Origin of the sequence: Variovorax trehalosi (assembly GCF_051216415.1) — a bacterium.
Taxonomy (GTDB): domain Bacteria; phylum Pseudomonadota; class Gammaproteobacteria; order Burkholderiales; family Burkholderiaceae_C; genus Variovorax.
The window spans coordinates 1,445,361-1,461,167 of sequence record NZ_JBPJZG010000001.1 but is presented as its reverse complement, the minus strand read 5'-3'; the positions used below and the strand labels follow the sequence as shown (position 1 = coordinate 1,461,167).

The following is a 15,807-nucleotide window of genomic DNA, read 5'->3' as shown; positions in this document are numbered from 1 at the left end:
GACCCGCCGCTTCGTGCAGGCCCCATCATCCCGACCCATGACCGCTGAATCCCTTTCTCCTCGCGCGGGCGACCAGCGCAGCCTGATCGCCAAGAGCGCCGCAGAGTTGTTCGCCCGCAGGGGCTACGCGGCGACGTCGATGAACGAGATCGCCGAAGCCAGCCACCTGTCCAAGCCCGGCCTCTACCACCACTTCAAGGACAAGGCCGAGGTGCTGCTGCACATCGCGGACGGCCATGTCTCGCGGCTGGTCGACATCGTGACGGGGGTGGAAGCGCTGGACCTCGCGCCGGAGCAAAGGCTGCCCGAGCTGATCGAGGCGTTCATGCTCGAGTACGCGGGGGCGCAGAGCGAGCATCGCGTGCTCACCGAAGACGTGCGATTCCTCGCCCCGGAAGCGCAGGCCCGCGTGCTCGACAAGGAACGCACGGTGGTGCGGGTGTTTGCGGATGCCATCGCCGCGACGCGCCCCGACCTGCATGACGCGCAGCTTCACAAGCTGCTGACGATGTTCCTCTTCGGCATGCTCAACTGGATGTTCACCTGGTTCAAGCCCGGCGGACGGTTCACCTACGAGGAGATGGTGCCGATCGCGACGCAGCTGTTCGTGAACGGGATCTCGGGGCTGGAAGTCGCGCCGAAGAAAACGGCGCGGGGCAAGCGGCCGGGCAAGTCATCCTGAGGAACCGCGGCCGCAGGGCACGCTAGGTCTTCCTGCCGGACCGGCCCGTGGACTGCGCGTGCCAGCACGCACGCGCATCGGCGCGAGCCAGCAACCCATCCCTGAGCGCAGCGGCGAATGCGCGCCAGAGCGGACGCAGCAAGGTGAATTCAGGCATAAGTTTTTCCTTCAAGGCAGGCACAACGCATTCCGAACATCGAACATGCGGCTTGCTTGCAAGCCGCATGCCGTCGAGCCTTGCCGGGGCAGCACCAGAAAGTTGCCAAAGGTTGCACTGGATGGGTGCGGTGAATCGGCAGGCGCACCGATGCCTTGCGTTCCACAGTGCGCCGACACGTGAAAACAGCGCAAATGCCTGGCACGGCGTTTGCGTGGAAGAGGGCAGGGAAGCGACGTTCAGTCGCTCACCGAAGGGTCGCTAGGGTTCCGGTTGCACGCGCGGTGCAATGTCTGGTCCGAGAGCAACCGGCCTCAGGCGCGCACGACCGCGTCCAGGCTCCACGGCGGGACAAAAGCCCGGGAGGTTCACTTCGTTGCGAGGTGGCTTCCCAGCCTTTTGCTATTCGCTTTTTGGAGCCGAAACATGTCTGGAATCTCTTTTGCACGCCTTTCACGGCGTTGGTATCGGCGCGCTTGCGCGGGCTTCCTGGGGGCCTTGCTGCTCGCGGGTGGCCTGGGCGCATCGCGGCCTGCAATGGCCGAGGTCAAGGTCGGCGTGTCCGACTGGCCGGGCTGGGTGGCCTGGTACGTGGCCGAGCAGAAAGGCTTCTTCAAGAAGCAGGGCGCGGACGTCAAGCTCGTCTGGTTTGCCAACTACACCGACTCCATCGCCGCGCTCTCTTCGGGCCAGCTCGACGCCAATTCGCAGACCTGGTCTGACACGCTCGGGCCGCTGGCCAAGGGACTGCCGCTGAAGGCCGTGCTGGTCAACGACAACTCGGCCGGCAACGATGCGCTGGTGGTGAGCGCGAAGATCAAGTCCTTCGCCGACCTCAAGGGCAAGACCGTGGCGCTGGAGCAGTACAGCGTCTCGCATTTCGTGCTGGTCACGGCGCTGGCGAAGAATGGCTTGAAGGCCTCCGACGTCAAGATCACCAACCTGTCCGCGGGTGACGCGGCGGCCGCCTTCATGACCGGCCGCGTCGATGCGGCCGTCGTGTGGAACCCGTGGATCGACCAGATCACGCGCAGCGGCAAAGGTCGTGCGCTGTTCACCTCGAAGGACATGCCGGGCCTGGTGCCCGACCTGCTGGTGGCACAGGACAAGGCCATCCAGGGCAAGCGCAAGGACTTGGTCGGCATGATCCGCGCCTGGTTCGACACCGAGCGATTCATCCGCGAGCACCCGGAAGAAGCGGCCGCGATCATGGCCAAGGTGGTCAGCATGAAGCCGGCCGACTACAAGGTCTTCCTGCCGGGCACCCGCTTCTTCGACGCCGCCACCAACAAGCTCGCACTCGATGCAGGGCAGGGCGCTTCGCTGCAGGCGGTGACGCCCACCATCGCGGCCTTCCTGCTCGAACACAAGCTGATCGACGGCAAGCCCGATGCGGCGCGCGGCGTGGACGCCAGCCTGCTGGCCGACGCGCTCAAGTAAGGCGGTCGAGATGAGCCAGAACCCCGGCCCCTTGCCGGAGGCACCACCGTTGCCGCCGACCCTGCGCGCGTTGCGCCAGCCCTGGTGGGGCGTGCGCAGCGCCATCCCGATGCGCCGCACCGCCGTGCTGGTGGGCCTGGGCCTCTTGTTGCCGCTGCTGGCCTGGGGCCTGCTCGCGGCCAGCGGCTGGGTCGAGCCCGTCTTCATGCCTGGCCCCTGGCAGGTGCTTCAACGACTGCACGGCTGGTACGTCGATGATGCCCTCCTGGGCGACATCGGCATCAGCACCCTGCGCGTGGTGGCGGGCTGGGCGCTGTCGGCGCTGCTTGCGCTGCCGCTGGGCCTGGCGATCGGCAGCTTCCGCAGCATGCAGGCGCTGCTGGAGCCGCTGACCGATTTCATCCGCTACATGCCGGCGGTGGCCTTCATTCCGCTGGTGATGGTGTGGGTGGGCATCGACGAAGGCGCCAAGATCGCGATCATCTTCATCGGCACCTTCTTCCAGATGGTGCTGATGGTGGCCGAGGACGTGCGGCGCGTGCCCATGGCGCAGATCGAGGCCGCGCAGACCATGGGCGCGAGCCGCGCGGAAGTGATCGCGCTCGTCATCGTTCCCGCCGCCAAGCCCGCGCTGCTCGACACCTTGCGCGTCACCATGGGCTGGGCCTGGACCTACCTCGTGGTGGCCGAGCTGGTGGCTGCGAGTTCGGGGCTGGGCTTCTCGATCCTGAAGGCCCAGCGCTTCCTGCAGACCGACAAGATCTTCGCCGGCATCCTGCTGATCGGGCTCATCGGCCTCGCGATCGACCAGTCGATGCGCTGGGCGCACCGGCGCGCCTTTCCCTACCTGCACGCGAGGCGCTGAGCCATGGACATGCAAGTCACACCCAAGTTGCCCAAGCTGCGCGTTCGCGGCGCATGGAAGTTCTTCGGCACCGACACCACCGGCCCCGCCGCGCTGCAGAACGCGCACCTGGACATCGCCGACAACGAGTTCGTCACGCTCGTGGGCGCCTCGGGCTGCGGCAAGTCCACGCTGCTGCGCGCCCTGGCCGGGCTGGAGCCGCACAGCGCCGGCGAGATGCTGTGCGACGGCGCGCCGATCGAAGGCCCCGGTCCGCAACGCGCCATGGTGTTCCAGCACTACAGCCTCTACCCCTGGCTCACGGTGATCGAGAACATCAAGTTCTGCCGCCGGCTGCAGGTGCATACCCGCGAGCGCACCAGCGCCGACGTGGAAGCCGCCTCCGGCCGCGCCGATGCGCTGCTGCGTCTCATGGGCCTGTGCCACGTCGAGAACGCCTACCCCGGCCAGCTCTCGGGCGGCATGCAGCAGCGCGTGGCCATCGCGCGGGCGCTGATGGGCCGGCCGCAGATCCTGCTGATGGACGAGCCCTTCGGCGCCCTCGACGCGCAGACCCGCGAGGTGATGCACGACCTGATCCTGCATGTGCACCGGCTGGAGCGCAGCACCATCGTCTTCGTCACGCACGACGTGGAGGAGGCGATCTACCTCGGCCAGCGCGTGGTGCTGATGGCGCCGCGGCCGGGGCGCATCGACACCGTCTACCCGGTGCCGCTGCCCGACGCGCGCACGCAGGACATGAAGCTCGCGCCTGAGTTCCTGGCCCTCAAGCGCGAGGTGCTCACGCGCATCCGCGCGACCTCGGGCATGCAGACCGATTTCGAGTTGCTCGAAAAGCTCTCGCATGCCGCCTCCACCGACCTCGCGCCCGAGCCGGGCGGCCTTTCTTCATGAATGAAACGGAGACCCCGATGACCGATATCGACAACACTGCCGCGCCCGATCCGACGGCGCACGCCCCCGTCGACGCCGTGCCCCACTGGCGCAGCTTCGCCGCCAAGCTGCCTGCCGACCGTGTGCTGTGGAGCGAAGTGCTGCCCGGCGGCAGCCACTGGAGCTGGCGCGTCTCGCGCGGCACCGCGCTGCGCTTCGTGGCGATGGGTGAGCGCGCCAACTGTTCGGTGCTGCTCTATGCAGCGCACGACAAGCTCGAGCGCTACAGCATGCCCGACACCTGCAAGGCGCTGCACACCGCGCACTTCACGCGCGGCCATGTGCTGATGAGCGACATGGGCCGTGCCATGGCTTCGATCACGCACGACACCCTGGGTTGGCACGACCCCTTCGGCGGCCTGCTCGATGCCGCGCGGCTGCGCGAGAAGCACGGCGAGCAGCGCTACGAGACGCACCGCAACGCGATGTACCGCGCGGGCCGCGACGGCCTCTTGATCGAGATCGGCAAGCACGGCATGTCCGCGCGCGACCTCATCACGCCCGTCAACCTGTTCAGCCAGGTCGCGGTCGATGCCGAGGGCCACTTCGGCTTCAACGCCGGCCAGCGTGTCGAGGGCCATGCGGTCGAGCTGCGCTGCGAGATGGATGTGATCGTTGCCGTGTCTACCGCGCCGCATCCGCTCGATCCGCGCCTGGGCTACGCGCCGGGCAAGGTGGGCATCGCCGCCTGGCGCTCCGGTGCCGCACCGGCCGACGACTTCTGCCGCGACTTTCGTCCCGAGTGCGCGCGTGCGCTGCACAACGCGGATGTCTTCGCGATCTCCTGAACCTTCAGCCCTTGCAGCCCCATGACCACCACCGCTTCCATCCCTTCATCCGCCCAGCGCCTGCAGGAAAGCGCGCTCGATCCGGCCCGCGCCGTGCTGCGCCATCGCCAGCCTGCCGGGGAACCCTGGCTCGGAGAAATCCGCGCCGGCCAGACCGTGCGCATCGTCGACCTCGAAGGCAACCAGGCCGCCGACGTGCTGTTCTACAACCGCCACGACGTCGCCGAGCACTACAGCGCCAGCGACACGCTGCTGCGCCAGGGCGGCATCTACCTCACCACCGGCTCGGTGCTGGTGTCCAGCGAAGGCCGGCCGATGCTGACCGTCGTGGCCGACACCTGCGGCCGGCACGACACGCTGGGCGGCGCCTGCGCGGCCGAGAGCAACACGGTGCGCTATGCGCTGCAGAAGAAGTTCATGCACTCCTGCCGCGACAACTTCCTGACCGCGTTGATCCAAGCCGACATCGGCCTCGGGAAGCGCGACCTCGTGCCGAACATCAACTTCTTCATGAACGTGCCGGTCACGCCCGAAGGCGGCCTGCGCTTCGACGACGGCATTTCCGGCCCCGGAAAGTACGTGGAGCTGCGCGCCGAGATGGACGTCTGGATGCTGGTGTCCAACTGCCCGCAGCTCAACAACCCGTGCAACGCCTACAACCCGACGCCGGTGGAATTCATCGTGTGGGACCGGGCTGATACCGCCGACTGATCGACCCTCTTCACCGCGCCGCCAGGCGCCGCTGCGGGACGACCCGCAGTGCCCGTTTTCCGCGGCAGGACGACCTGCCACGACGGAATCCGTCCCATGCCTTCGCCATCCGTTTCCATCCCGGGCGCAGCCGCTGCCGTGGCCCGTTTCGACACCGTCCTGGTGGCCAACCGCGGCGCCATCGCCTGCCGCATCATCCGCACCCTGCGAGCGCTGGGCCTGCGCTCGGTGGCCGTGTACTCGGAGGCCGATGCCGATTCGGCCCACGTGGCGCAGGCCGACCTGGCCGTCTGCATCGGCCCGGCGCCGGCGGCAGAGAGCTATCTCGATGCGGAGCGCATCCTGGTCGTCGCGAAGGAAACCGGCGCCGGCGCTATCCATCCCGGCTACGGTTTCCTGTCCGAGAACGCCGGTTTCGCGCAGGCCTGCGAGGACGCAGGCATCGCCTTCATCGGCCCGACACCCGAACAGATGCGCGCCTTCGGCCTGAAGCACACGGCCCGCGCATTGGCCGAAGCGCACGGCGTGCCGCTGCTGCCGGGCAGCGGCCTGCTGGGCGACCTGGAAGCCGCGCGTGCGGAGGCCGCGCGCATCGGCTATCCGGTCATGCTCAAGAGCACGGCGGGTGGTGGCGGCATCGGCATGCGGCTGGTCCGCAGCGAGGTCGAGCTGGCGTCCGCATTCGAAGCGGTGGCGCGCCTCGCGCGTGCGAACTTCAAGGATGCCGGCCTGTTCCTCGAGAAGTTCGTCGAGCGCGCACGCCATGTGGAGGTGCAGCTCTTCGGCAACGGCCGCGGCGATGTGGTCGCACTCGGCGAGCGCGACTGCTCGGCCCAGCGCCGCAACCAGAAGGTCATCGAGGAAACACCGGCGCCCGGGCTCGATGCGGCCACGCGCACGCAACTGCTCGAAACCGCCAGCCGGCTCGGCCGCGCCGTCGGCTATCGCTCGGCCGGCACGGTGGAGTTCGTGCTCGATGCCGACAGCGGCGCCTTCTACTTTCTCGAGGTCAACACCCGCCTGCAGGTGGAGCACGGCGTGACCGAGCAGGTCACGGGCATCGACCTCGTCGCATGGATGGTGCGGCTGGCGCGCGGCGACGACTTCGAACTCGCGGCGCCGGTGCCGCGCGGCGCGTCGATCCAGGTGCGGCTCTATGCCGAGGACCCGGCGCGCAACTTTCAGCCCAGCGCCGGCCTTTTGACCGAGGTGCGTTTTCCGCCCGATGTGCGCGTCGAGACCTGGGTCGGCGCGGGCAGCGAGGTGCCGTCGCACTACGACCCGATGATCGCCAAGCTGATCGTCACCGGCACGGACCGCGCGGATGCCGTGGCGAAGCTGCAGGCCGCCCTGCGGGGCACGCGCCTTGCCGGCATCGAGACCAACCTGCGGTACTTGCGCGCAGTGGTGGCGACGGACGACTTCGTGCAGGGCCGCATCGTGACCCGCTCGCTGGCGGATTTCGACCATCGCCCGAACGCCATGGAGGTGCTGGAGCCCGGCGTGCAGACCTCCGTGCAGGACTGGCCCGGCCGCACCGGCTACTGGGACGTCGGCGTGCCGCCCTCGGGCCCGATGGACGACCTGGCGCTCCGGCTTGCCAACCGGCTCGTCGGCAATCCCGAAGGCGCCGCCGCGCTCGAATGCACGCTGGGCGGACCCGCGCTGCGTTTTCACAGCGATGCAGTCATCGCGCTGTGCGGTGCGCGGATGCCGGCCGTGCTCGATGGCATGGCACTGGCGCCCTGGGCCTCGCACCGCGTCAAGGCCGGCAGCGTGCTGCGGCTGGGCGCGATCGCGGTTTCGCCCGCCGAAGGCGGCGGCAGCCGCGCCTACCTGGCGGTGCGCGGCGGCATCGACGTGCCGCGCTATTTGGGCAGCCGCGCCACTTTCACGCTGGGCCAGTTCGGCGGCCACGCGGGCCGCACGCTGCGCGCGTCGGACATGCTGCATGTGGGCGACGAGGCGGTTGACGAACCGGTGGCCGCGCTGTCGCCGCAAGCCATTCCGGTCCATGCCGGCGGCCCTCGCGCCTGGGACATCGCGGTGCTCTACGGCCCGCACGGCGCCCCGGATTTTTTCACCGATGGCGACATCGACACCTTCTTCGCCACCGACTGGGAGGTTCACTACAACTCCAGCCGCACCGGCGTGCGCCTGATCGGTCCGAAGCCCGTGTGGGCGCGCCGCGACGGCGGCGAGGCGGGCCTGCATCCCTCCAACATCCATGACAACGCCTACGCCGTCGGCGCCATCGACTTCACCGGCGACATGCCGGTGATCCTCGGGCCGGACGGCCCCAGCCTCGGCGGCTTCGTCTGTCCGGCGGTGGTGGTCGCGGCGGAGCGTTGGAAGCTGGGCCAACTGCGTGCCGGCGATGCGGTGCGGTTTCGCTGCGTCACGCAGGACGAGGCGGCCCGGCTGCAGGCGCAGCAGGACCGCTGGGTGCAGGCGCTCTCGGGGCCGGAGCCGGCGCAGCACATCACGATCGGGCCGCGGCCGACAGCGCGCGACCTGGGCTCGCCGATCCTGCGCGAACGCGCCGCCGGGCCCGGCCGTCCCGCGCTGGTCATGCGCCAGGCCGGCGACCGCTATGTGCTGGTGGAACTGGGCGAACTGCAACTGGACATCGCGCTGCGCATGCGCATCCATGCGCTGCATGCCGCGCTGCAGGCCCGCGCGCTCGATGGCGTGATCGACCTCACGCCCGGCATCCGTTCGCTGCAGGTGCACTTCGATCCGCGCCGGCTCGCGCGCACCGCGCTGCTCGATGCGATCGTTGAGGCGGACGACGCGCTCGGCGACACCGACGACCTCGTCGTGCCGTCGCGCACCGTGCATCTGCCGCTCTCGTGGGACGACAGCGCCACGCGGCTGGCCATCGAGAAATACATGCAGTCGGTGCGCCCGGATGCGCCCTGGTGTCCGAGCAACATCGAGTTCATCCGCCGCATCAACGGGCTCGACAGCATCGAGGAGGTGCAGCGCATCGTCTTCGATGCGAGCTACCTGGTGCTCGGGCTGGGCGACGTGTACCTGGGTGCACCGGTGGCCACGCCGCTCGATCCACGGCACCGGCTGGTCACGACCAAGTACAACCCCGCGCGCACCTGGACGCCCGAGAACGCGGTGGGCATCGGCGGTGCCTACATGTGCGTCTACGGCATGGAGGGGCCCGGCGGCTACCAGTTCGTCGGCCGCACGCTGCAGATGTGGAACCGCTGGCGCGACGCGCAGAGCGGCGCGGCCGATTTCGAGGCCGGCAAGCCCTGGCTGCTGCGCTTCTTCGACCGCATCCGCTTCTATCCGGTGAGCGAGAGCGAGCTGCTGCAGATCCGCCGCGACGCGCCGGCCGGGCGCTATCCGCTGCGCATCGAAGAGGGCACTTTCGGCATGCGCGAGTACCGCGGCTTTCTCGATGCGCATGCAACGGAGATTGCCGCCTTTCGGGAGTGCCAGCGCAGCGCCTTTGCCGGCGAGCGCGAGCGCTGGCGCGCGCTCGGCCAAGCCGAGCATGTGGACGAGTCGCCGCTCTCGACATCCGCAACGTCGGACGCCGAAGACCTGCCTGGCGGCGCCTCTGTCGTTCGCACCCAGGTGCCCGGCAGCGTGTGGCGGGTGCTGGTCGAGGAGGGCGATGCGGTGGCCGAGGGCGACACGCTCGTGGTGGTCGAGTCCATGAAGATGGAATTCGCAGTGACGGCCCCGTGCGCCGGACGCGTCTGGCGCATTGCCTGCCGTGAAGGCGCGGCGGTCGGCGCGGGGCAGGAGGTGGCCGTCGTGGTGGACAGGGGAGGGGCATGAAGCACGAGACCTGATGCATCCATCCATTCCGCTTTCGTTTCTTCCTTTCCTCCTTTTCCACTGCTCACGAGGCCTGCTCATGTCCAACCCCGCATTCCGCGTTCGTTCGTTCCACCTGTTGACTGCCTGCCTAGCGCTCGCCTCTGCCGCGCAGGCCGGCGCGCAAGAAGCCCCGCCCGCCGACAAGCCGAGTCCGCCCTACACGCTGACGGCGCACATCGACCTGGTCTCGCGCTACGTGCTGCGCGGCGCCACCTCCACCTACGGCAACAGCACACCGTTGGGCAATGCGGGTGCCGATGCGCCCGAATCCTCCAAGGGCGCGGTGCAGTGGGGCGTGGACTGGGTGCACGAGAGCGGCTGGAGCCTCGGCTACTGGGCGTCGACGGTCAACTACTCCTACCGCCAACTCGGCCGTTCGTACGGCGACCGCAGCATCACGGCCTTCCAGAGAGGCAAGTCGATCGAGAACGACTTCTACGGCGCCTACAGCGGCAAGATCGTCGGCGACCTCGGCTACACCGTGGGGCTGACCGGCTACTACTACGTCAACGGCAAGAATGCCAACGCGCTGGAAACCAAGCTCGGCCTGAGCTACGGCCCCGTGAGCTTCAACGCGCAGACCTTGCTCGACGACGTGGTCTGGGGCAACAAGGGCGATACCTACTGGACGCTGGTCTACACCGCGCCGCTGCCGCACGACATCACCTTCACCGCCACGCTGGGCGCGTACACCTACAAGAAGGAGGGCAAGTACCTGGGCACCACGGACACGTTCAACGGCGCGGCCTGCGGGCCCGGGGCCGCCTTCGTCGTCAACGGCTGCTATGCGGGCAACACGCCCGTGGGCAGCGCCTTGCGGCACCTGACCCTGGCGCTGTCGGCGCCGATTCCGGGCACGCCGCTCACGGCTTCGGCGCAATGGATCGTCGGCGGCGACAACCGCTTCGGCGTGCGCCAGAAGAACCAGTGGCTCGCATCGGTCGCCTATGGGTTCTGACAATCAGAAGTTGTGCGAGATGCCGAACTGCAGCCCGCGCGCCGCACGGCCCGGCGTGCTGGCCGGTGACGAATCGGCCACCACGTAGGCCGCATTGCCCCGGTTGCGCACAAGCGAATAGGTGCCGTAGAGCGCGGTGCGCTTGCTCAGGTAGTGCACATAGCCGACGGCGTACTGCGTCGCGTCGTCGTTGTCCAGGCCCGGCCCCGAGCGGTTGGAGCGCGCGACCGACACCTTGATCACGCCCGGGCCGACCGGCACGCTCACGCCCAGCATCGCGTTGACCTGCTTGTCGCCCTCGGTCTTCTGGCGGTAGTAGTTCGCATAGAGCTTCGCAAGTCCGAAGTCGTAGGTGCCGCCCAGCGTCGCCACGGTGTAGTCGTTGGCGCCGACCGGCGTCACGCCGTAGGCCGCCGCGACATCGATCGTGCTGTTCGTCCAGCCCACGCGCCCGCCCCGGTAGCGTGCGCCGTCCTCGCCTTCGGGCAGGGCGTACATCGCCTGGCCGTAGAAGCCGCCCAGGCCCTTGGGAAGGAAGTAGCCCACGGAGTTGTTGGCCCGCGCCAGCGTGCGCGCGCCGTCGAGGCCGAAGGGCCAGCCTTCGACGATGTTGGCCGAGCCGCCGACGCCCACGGTGCCGAAGGGCGAGAACTGCGAGATGTTCCAGAAGGTGGGCGTGTAGTCGCGTCCCAGCCGAAGTTCGCCGAAGCTGTTGTGCGACAGGCTCAGCGTGGAGCGCCGGTGTAAGCCCGTGCCCTGGATTTCGCCGGTGTCGGGCAGCAGCGCCATCTCGAGCCAGAAGCTCGCGGCGAGGCCACCGCCCAAGTCTTCCGTGCCGCGAAAGCCCAGGCGGCTGGGGAAGATGTTGCCGCCCTGGTCCATCGACTTGACGGAGCGGCCGTCGCTCTTCGTGTAGGTGATGTTCATGTCCAGCGTGCCGAATATCTGCACGCTCGATTGCGCCGTAGCGCTCGCGCCGGCGGCGATGCAGATCGCGCCGGTGACGGCGTGCGGCAGCCGGCGGCGAATGCGAAAGGGAAGGGTGGTGATCCTCATGCGTGTCTCCTCGTTGTAGAAATAAGAAATGGCGTGCGTCGGCACACGGCGCCTGCATTGCAGGCACCGCGGCGTGGGAACTTCGGGAAAAAGAGGGGGCGCCGCGTTTAGCCGCGCCGGGGCACCGTCAGTCGATGCGGATGTTCTTGGCCTTGATCAGCCGGCCCATCGCTTGCGCCTCGCGCTCGACGGCGGCTGCCGCTTCTCCGGGCGTGCTGCCGATGGGATCGAGGCCCGCTTCGTTGATGAGCTTCACCATCTCGGGCGAATGCGTGATGGCGACGATCTCCTTGTGCAGGCGCTCCACGACGGCCGGGGGCGTCTTGGCGGGCACCCAGAAGCCCAGCCAGGTGAACACCTCGACGCCCGGATAGGTTTCGGACAGCGTGGGCACGTCGGGCGCCGCCGGGCTGCGCTTGCTGCCCGTGTAGGCCAGCGCCTTGAGCCGCCCCGACTTGATGTTGGCCAGCGCCGAGACCGGCGGCTCGAAGCCCAGCTGCACCTGGCCGCCGAGCAGGTCGGGTGCGGCGCTCTGCTTGTAGGGCACGTGCAGCAGTTCGATACCGGCGGCCTCCTGGAACAGCTCGAAGCCCAGGTGCGAGGTGGTGCCGGAGCCGTACGAGGCAAAGGAGATCTTGCCCGGCTCCCGCTTGGCCAGCGCGACCAGTTCGGGGATGTTCTTCGCCGGCACCGCGCTGTTGGCCACGATGAACGAGCCGCCCTTGAGCGCCTGCGTGACGGGTACGAGGTCGTGCTTGGCGTCGTAGGGCATCTTCGAGAGCAGGAACGGTGTCATCGTGAACGGGTTGCTCGTCGAGAACAGGATCGTGTAGCCGTCGGGCGCCGCCTTGGCCACCGCGTCGGTGCCGATGGAGGCCAGCGCGCCGGGCCGGTTCTCGACCACCACCGGCGTCTGCAGCGCGCGGCCGAGCCGGTCGGCATAGGCGCGCGCGAAGATGTCGGAGCCGACCCCCACGGGCGTGGGCGTGATGATCCGGATCGGCCGCGATGGCCAGGGTGCGCCCTGGCCCCACGCGGGTGCGAAGGTGCTCGATGCGGCCAGCACGGCGACTGTGGCAAGCAGCGAGTGGATGAGTTTTTTCTTCATGGTTTGTCTCCGGTCTTTCTTGTATTCGGGGGCGATGCTCAGGCGACGTCGCTGGGCAGCGGCGGGTAGTCCGTGCCGTCCAGGCCCGGCACCGTCACCCGCCCGGGGTCGTTGCCGTTCGCCTGCAGCTGCTCGACGGCGTAGTCGGTCACGCAGCCCGAGAGCAACTGGCGCGGGTCTTCGAGCACGACGCGCAGCCGCGTGTTCAGCGCGCGCCAGTCGTCCGGCCCGGCGATGGCCGGCATCTCGCCGACCGCGCGCGTGTCCGCATCGAGCACCGGGCGCACGGTCGACGTGGGCTCGTAGCGTGGGTAGCCGTCGTACATCAGCGCGCCGAGTTCGCTCACCGCGCGCGTGTGGGCCCAGAGCTGGCGCATCGGCGTCTCGAACGCGCGGAGCGCTGCGATGTCGGTGGCAGCGCCAGGTGCGAACTCGCCCGCGTGCGGCGCGATGAAGAGCCGGTCGAGCGAGAGCGTGTGGCGCGAGGCGCCGAGGATCATGGCGGCCACCGAGTTGGTGGTCCAGGTCACGCCGGCGGTCGGCCGGCCCTGGCGCCCGATGACCAGCGCCATGGCCCGCGACCAGTCGATGGCATGGCGGTCGAGCCAGCCGATCACCCGGTGGCTGATGTCCATGCCGACCAGGAAGAAGGTCGCGATCATCACGGCGTTCATCGGCACCGTGGCGCCGACGGCGGAGCCCGAACCCTCGAGGTAGTGCGTGCGCATGTCCTCGGGCGTGAAGAGCGTGGGCTGTTCCAGCACGCGTTCCAGGTAGCGCTCGGTCAGCACGCAGGAGTAGTGCACCAGTTCGGCGATCTTCTGCTCGCGCCCCCGGTAGGCCGGCACCGCGATCGTGTCGCGCCACAGCGCCACCGAGTTGGCTTCGCGGGCGATGCGTGTGGCCACCAGCAGCCGCTCGGCCTCCTTGCGCCACAACGGTCCTTCGGGATCGACCAGCCGCATCTTGAGGATCGATGCCACCGCCGGACCGTGGTGCGAGATGCCGGCCAGCTCCTTGAAGCCGCGCGTGGAGAGGCGAAAGCCTTGCACCTCGGGGTCGCGGCCGTTGCCGGGGAACAGCACCACGTCCGCGCTGGTGGCCACGATGAGCGGATCGCCCGCGGTGGCGGCGCCGGTCAGCGCGGCGAGGTTCGCGCCGATGCCCTGCGGGCCTCCCGTGTAGGTTTCGAAGAGCCGCAGCAACTCGGGGCTCTGGTGACTCTGGGGCGATGAAGGGGGCTGGTTCATGCGGATTTCTCCTTGCCTGCGCCGAGGTCGAGGCGGTACACGCGGCTCGGCGTGCGAAACCGCACCTCGCCGCTCAGGCTGTTCGTGACCACGAGGTAGCGCCGGTCTTCCGCCTCGAAGCAGGTCGCGTCGGTGCCGCCGGATGTCGGGAATTCGCCGATGGGCACCATGCGCCCGTCCTGCATGCGGGAGATGGTCGACTGCAGCCGCGGAATCGGCGCCTCGCGCGTGCCGTGCAGGAAGTTGATCTGCACCAGCCGGCCGCCGTCCGGCGTTGGAATCCAGTCGAACTCGCGGCCTCCGGGGCCGCTGAGCACCTGGTGCGGCACGAAGCGGCCGTCGGTCCAGCGAAAGAGCACGGTTTCTTCATGCAGGCAGGCGAATGCCAGCCAGGTGACGCCCTGCGTCTCGAAGCAGCAGAAGGCGCGCCCGCTCTTGCCGTCCAGTTCCTGGAAGGGTTCGAAGGCATCGCCGTTCCAGCGCAGCAGCTGCGAAGGCACTGCATGGTCGGCATAGGCCAGCAGCTTCTGGCCGTCGACCTCGAAGAAGGCCCAGTTGTAGCCCCAGCCCGAACGCACCGTCTGGCGCTTGGCGAAGCGCTCGCCGTCCCATTCGAAGATGCACGATTCGGCGCCGGGCGCGAGCGGCGTGTCGCCGTGGGTGACGCCCTGCGCGAGCGCGAGGAAATGCCGCCGCCCGATCTCGAAATGGACCCACTGCTTGGCGGCCGAGGTCGGGATGCGCTGGAAGATCTCGAAGCGGCCGTCCACCAGCTCGAAGATCGTCGAATGCGTGTCCAGGGCATACGGGCCCGAGCCGGTGCGCAGGCTGGCGGTGGCAAGGAAGGCGCGCGTGCCGATGCGAAAGAACTCCGCGTCTTCGCCGCCCGGCACCGGAAGGCGCGCGTGTTCGACGAACTGCTCGCCTTCCCAGCGGTAGACCAGCGCGTCCACGTCGCTGTTGCCCAGCGTCATCTGAGCGGGCTGGCCGGCAATGTCCTGCGCGAGTTGCGGCACCACGAGGTAGCGGGAGCCGTCGTGCTCGAAGACCTCGGCGGCGCGCGCGCCCGAGGTGTCGAGTTCCTGGATGCAATACATGAGGGAAGCAGCCATGGTTCAGAAGCCGAACAGGCGTGCGGGGTTGTCGGCCAGTACCTTGCGGCGCGCGGTCGCATCGGGAATCCAGTCGGCCAGCAGGTTCAGCAGCTCGCCGGTGTCGCGCCCGCCCTCGGGAATGTGCGGCCAGTCGCTGCCCCAGATGACCCGGTCGGGCACGGCCTCCACGATGGCCTGCGCGAGCGGCCGGAGGCGCGCGTAGTTGCCGTCCTTCGCGAGACGGTACGGACCCGACAGCTTGAACCAGCCGCGCCCGTCGGCCACGGCGCGCAGCAGGCGATCGAAGTCGGCGCGGGTGAGGCCGTCGCTCTCCAGCATGTAGCCCATGTGGTCGATCACGAAGTCCGATTCGAGGTCGGGCAGCACCGGAATCAGGTCGCGCACCACCCAGCCCGGCGTGTAGAACTGGACGTGCCAGCCCAGCGCCGCGATGCGCCGGATGCTGCGCTCGATGTAGGCGTGCAGCTCGGCCGTGGGCAACTGCGCACGCAGGAACAGGTCGAGCCGCAGCGCACGCACGCGGCGCGTGTGCATCGCGCGAAGCGCTTCCTCGGACACCTCGTCCGTCACCATCGCGACGCCGCGCGCACGGTCGCCGACGGCGTCCAGCGCATCGAGCATGCAGCGGTTGTCGGTGCCGTAGAAGCTGGGCTGCACGATCACGAAGCGTTCGATGTCGAGCACGCCCAGCGCGCGCCGCAGCTGCGCGAGGTTGCCGTCCGGCAGCGTGTAGTGCGGATGCTCGACATGCGGGTACGGCTCGGTGGGGCCGAAGACATGCACGTGCGAATCGCAGGCACCGGCGGGCACCTCGAAGGCCGCGCGGGTGAGGGTCTGCGCATCGCGCATGGGCTTGGGCTTGGAAGTCAGGATCTCGTGGGTCATGGTCGAGCGGTGG

14 protein-coding genes and 1 riboswitch are annotated in these 15,807 nt (G+C 68.8%); of the genes, 8 read left to right on the top strand and 6 right to left on the bottom strand.

The genetic code is table 11. The annotated features are described in order from the left end of the window. Window positions 1–37 precede the first annotated feature (37 nt). Complete coding sequence (locus ACSFA7_RS06830; RefSeq protein WP_435498663.1) at window positions 38–682, top strand: TetR/AcrR family transcriptional regulator; 645 nt, start codon at window positions 38–40, stop codon at window positions 680–682. A gap of 22 nt (window positions 683–704) precedes the next feature. Here the strand turns inward: ACSFA7_RS06830 and ACSFA7_RS06825 are convergent, their stop codons facing one another. Next, window positions 705–839, bottom strand: a complete 135-nt coding sequence (locus ACSFA7_RS06825) for a hypothetical protein (protein ID WP_435498662.1) — start codon at window positions 837–839, stop codon at window positions 705–707. 250 nt (window positions 840–1,089) lie between these two features. Beyond that, window positions 1,090–1,207: riboswitch (guanidine-I (ykkC/yxkD leader) on the top strand. A gap of 58 nt (window positions 1,208–1,265) precedes the next feature. Here ACSFA7_RS06825 and ACSFA7_RS06820 point away from each other — a divergent pair. From ACSFA7_RS06820 to ACSFA7_RS06790, 7 genes are all read left to right on the top strand, one after another. Then, window positions 1,266–2,279 (top strand): ABC transporter substrate-binding protein, encoded by a 1,014-nt coding sequence (locus ACSFA7_RS06820; protein WP_435498661.1) that lies wholly within the window; start codon window positions 1,266–1,268, stop codon window positions 2,277–2,279. A 10-nt stretch (window positions 2,280–2,289) separates the two neighbouring features. Beyond that, on the top strand, window positions 2,290–3,144 hold the full coding sequence (locus tag ACSFA7_RS06815; protein ID WP_435498660.1) for an ABC transporter permease: 855 nt from the start codon (window positions 2,290–2,292) through the stop codon (window positions 3,142–3,144). 9 nt (window positions 3,145–3,153) lie between these two features. Continuing rightward, entirely contained in the window at window positions 3,154–4,038 is an 885-nt protein-coding gene (locus tag ACSFA7_RS06810) for an ABC transporter ATP-binding protein (RefSeq protein WP_435498901.1), read from the top strand. Window positions 4,039–4,055: 17 nt separating this feature from the next. After that, window positions 4,056–4,865 (top strand): urea amidolyase associated protein UAAP1, encoded by an 810-nt coding sequence (locus tag ACSFA7_RS06805; RefSeq protein WP_435498659.1) that lies wholly within the window; start codon window positions 4,056–4,058, stop codon window positions 4,863–4,865. Window positions 4,866–4,886: 21 nt separating this feature from the next. Beyond that, complete coding sequence (locus tag ACSFA7_RS06800; RefSeq protein ID WP_435498658.1) at window positions 4,887–5,576, top strand: urea amidolyase associated protein UAAP2; 690 nt, start codon at window positions 4,887–4,889, stop codon at window positions 5,574–5,576. A 96-nt stretch (window positions 5,577–5,672) separates the two neighbouring features. Then, window positions 5,673–9,380, top strand: a complete 3,708-nt coding sequence (uca, locus tag ACSFA7_RS06795; protein ID WP_435498657.1) for an urea carboxylase — start codon at window positions 5,673–5,675, stop codon at window positions 9,378–9,380. A gap of 79 nt (window positions 9,381–9,459) precedes the next feature. Beyond that, window positions 9,460–10,380, top strand: a complete 921-nt coding sequence (locus ACSFA7_RS06790; RefSeq protein ID WP_435498656.1) for a TorF family putative porin — start codon at window positions 9,460–9,462, stop codon at window positions 10,378–10,380. A 3-nt stretch (window positions 10,381–10,383) separates the two neighbouring features. On the opposite strand, the gene ACSFA7_RS06785 is transcribed toward ACSFA7_RS06790, so the two are convergent. The 5 genes from ACSFA7_RS06785 to ACSFA7_RS06765 all read right to left on the bottom strand — a co-directional run bounded on the left by ACSFA7_RS06785 (window position 10,384) and on the right by ACSFA7_RS06765 (window position 15,794). Next, window positions 10,384–11,436, bottom strand: a complete 1,053-nt coding sequence (locus tag ACSFA7_RS06785; RefSeq protein WP_435498655.1) for a porin — start codon at window positions 11,434–11,436, stop codon at window positions 10,384–10,386. Window positions 11,437–11,563: 127 nt separating this feature from the next. Beyond that, window positions 11,564–12,544, bottom strand: coding sequence for a Bug family tripartite tricarboxylate transporter substrate binding protein (locus ACSFA7_RS06780; RefSeq protein WP_435498654.1), 981 nt, complete (start codon window positions 12,542–12,544; stop codon window positions 11,564–11,566). A gap of 38 nt (window positions 12,545–12,582) precedes the next feature. Beyond that, window positions 12,583–13,794, bottom strand: coding sequence for a DUF5624 domain-containing protein (locus ACSFA7_RS06775; protein WP_435498653.1), 1,212 nt, complete (start codon window positions 13,792–13,794; stop codon window positions 12,583–12,585). Continuing rightward, window positions 13,791–14,906, bottom strand: a complete 1,116-nt coding sequence (locus tag ACSFA7_RS06770; RefSeq protein WP_435498652.1) for a hypothetical protein — start codon at window positions 14,904–14,906, stop codon at window positions 13,791–13,793. Before ACSFA7_RS06770 ends, ACSFA7_RS06775 begins: the two co-directional genes overlap by 4 nt. Window positions 14,907–14,909: 3 nt before the next feature. Further along, window positions 14,910–15,794 carry an amidohydrolase family protein gene (locus ACSFA7_RS06765; protein ID WP_435498651.1) on the bottom strand — a complete coding sequence of 295 codons (885 nt, stop codon included), beginning with the start codon at window positions 15,792–15,794 and terminating at the stop codon, window positions 14,910–14,912. Window positions 15,795–15,807: the final 13 nt, after the last annotated feature.

What these genes read in the sequence shown, in the direction of transcription:
- ACSFA7_RS06825 (WP_435498662.1), bottom strand. Translation starts at nt 839, where the DNA reads ATGCCTGAATTCACCTTGCTGCGTCCGCTCTGGCGCGCATTCGCCGCT.
- ACSFA7_RS06805 (WP_435498659.1), top strand. Translation starts at nt 4,056, where the DNA reads ATGACCGATATCGACAACACTGCCGCGCCCGATCCGACGGCGCACGCC.
- ACSFA7_RS06775 (WP_435498653.1), bottom strand. Translation starts at nt 13,794, where the DNA reads ATGAACCAGCCCCCTTCATCGCCCCAGAGTCACCAGAGCCCCGAGTTG.
- ACSFA7_RS06830 (WP_435498663.1), top strand. Translation starts at nt 38, where the DNA reads ATGACCGCTGAATCCCTTTCTCCTCGCGCGGGCGACCAGCGCAGCCTG.
- ACSFA7_RS06790 (WP_435498656.1), top strand. Translation starts at nt 9,460, where the DNA reads ATGTCCAACCCCGCATTCCGCGTTCGTTCGTTCCACCTGTTGACTGCC.
- ACSFA7_RS06815 (WP_435498660.1), top strand. Translation starts at nt 2,290, where the DNA reads ATGAGCCAGAACCCCGGCCCCTTGCCGGAGGCACCACCGTTGCCGCCG.
- ACSFA7_RS06770 (WP_435498652.1), bottom strand. Translation starts at nt 14,906, where the DNA reads ATGGCTGCTTCCCTCATGTATTGCATCCAGGAACTCGACACCTCGGGC.
- ACSFA7_RS06765 (WP_435498651.1), bottom strand. Translation starts at nt 15,794, where the DNA reads ATGACCCACGAGATCCTGACTTCCAAGCCCAAGCCCATGCGCGATGCG.
- ACSFA7_RS06800 (WP_435498658.1), top strand. Translation starts at nt 4,887, where the DNA reads ATGACCACCACCGCTTCCATCCCTTCATCCGCCCAGCGCCTGCAGGAA.
- ACSFA7_RS06780 (WP_435498654.1), bottom strand. Translation starts at nt 12,544, where the DNA reads ATGAAGAAAAAACTCATCCACTCGCTGCTTGCCACAGTCGCCGTGCTG.
- ACSFA7_RS06785 (WP_435498655.1), bottom strand. Translation starts at nt 11,436, where the DNA reads ATGAGGATCACCACCCTTCCCTTTCGCATTCGCCGCCGGCTGCCGCAC.
- ACSFA7_RS06820 (WP_435498661.1), top strand. Translation starts at nt 1,266, where the DNA reads ATGTCTGGAATCTCTTTTGCACGCCTTTCACGGCGTTGGTATCGGCGC.
- ACSFA7_RS06810 (WP_435498901.1), top strand. Translation starts at nt 3,154, where the DNA reads ATGCAAGTCACACCCAAGTTGCCCAAGCTGCGCGTTCGCGGCGCATGG.
- uca (WP_435498657.1), top strand. Translation starts at nt 5,673, where the DNA reads ATGCCTTCGCCATCCGTTTCCATCCCGGGCGCAGCCGCTGCCGTGGCC.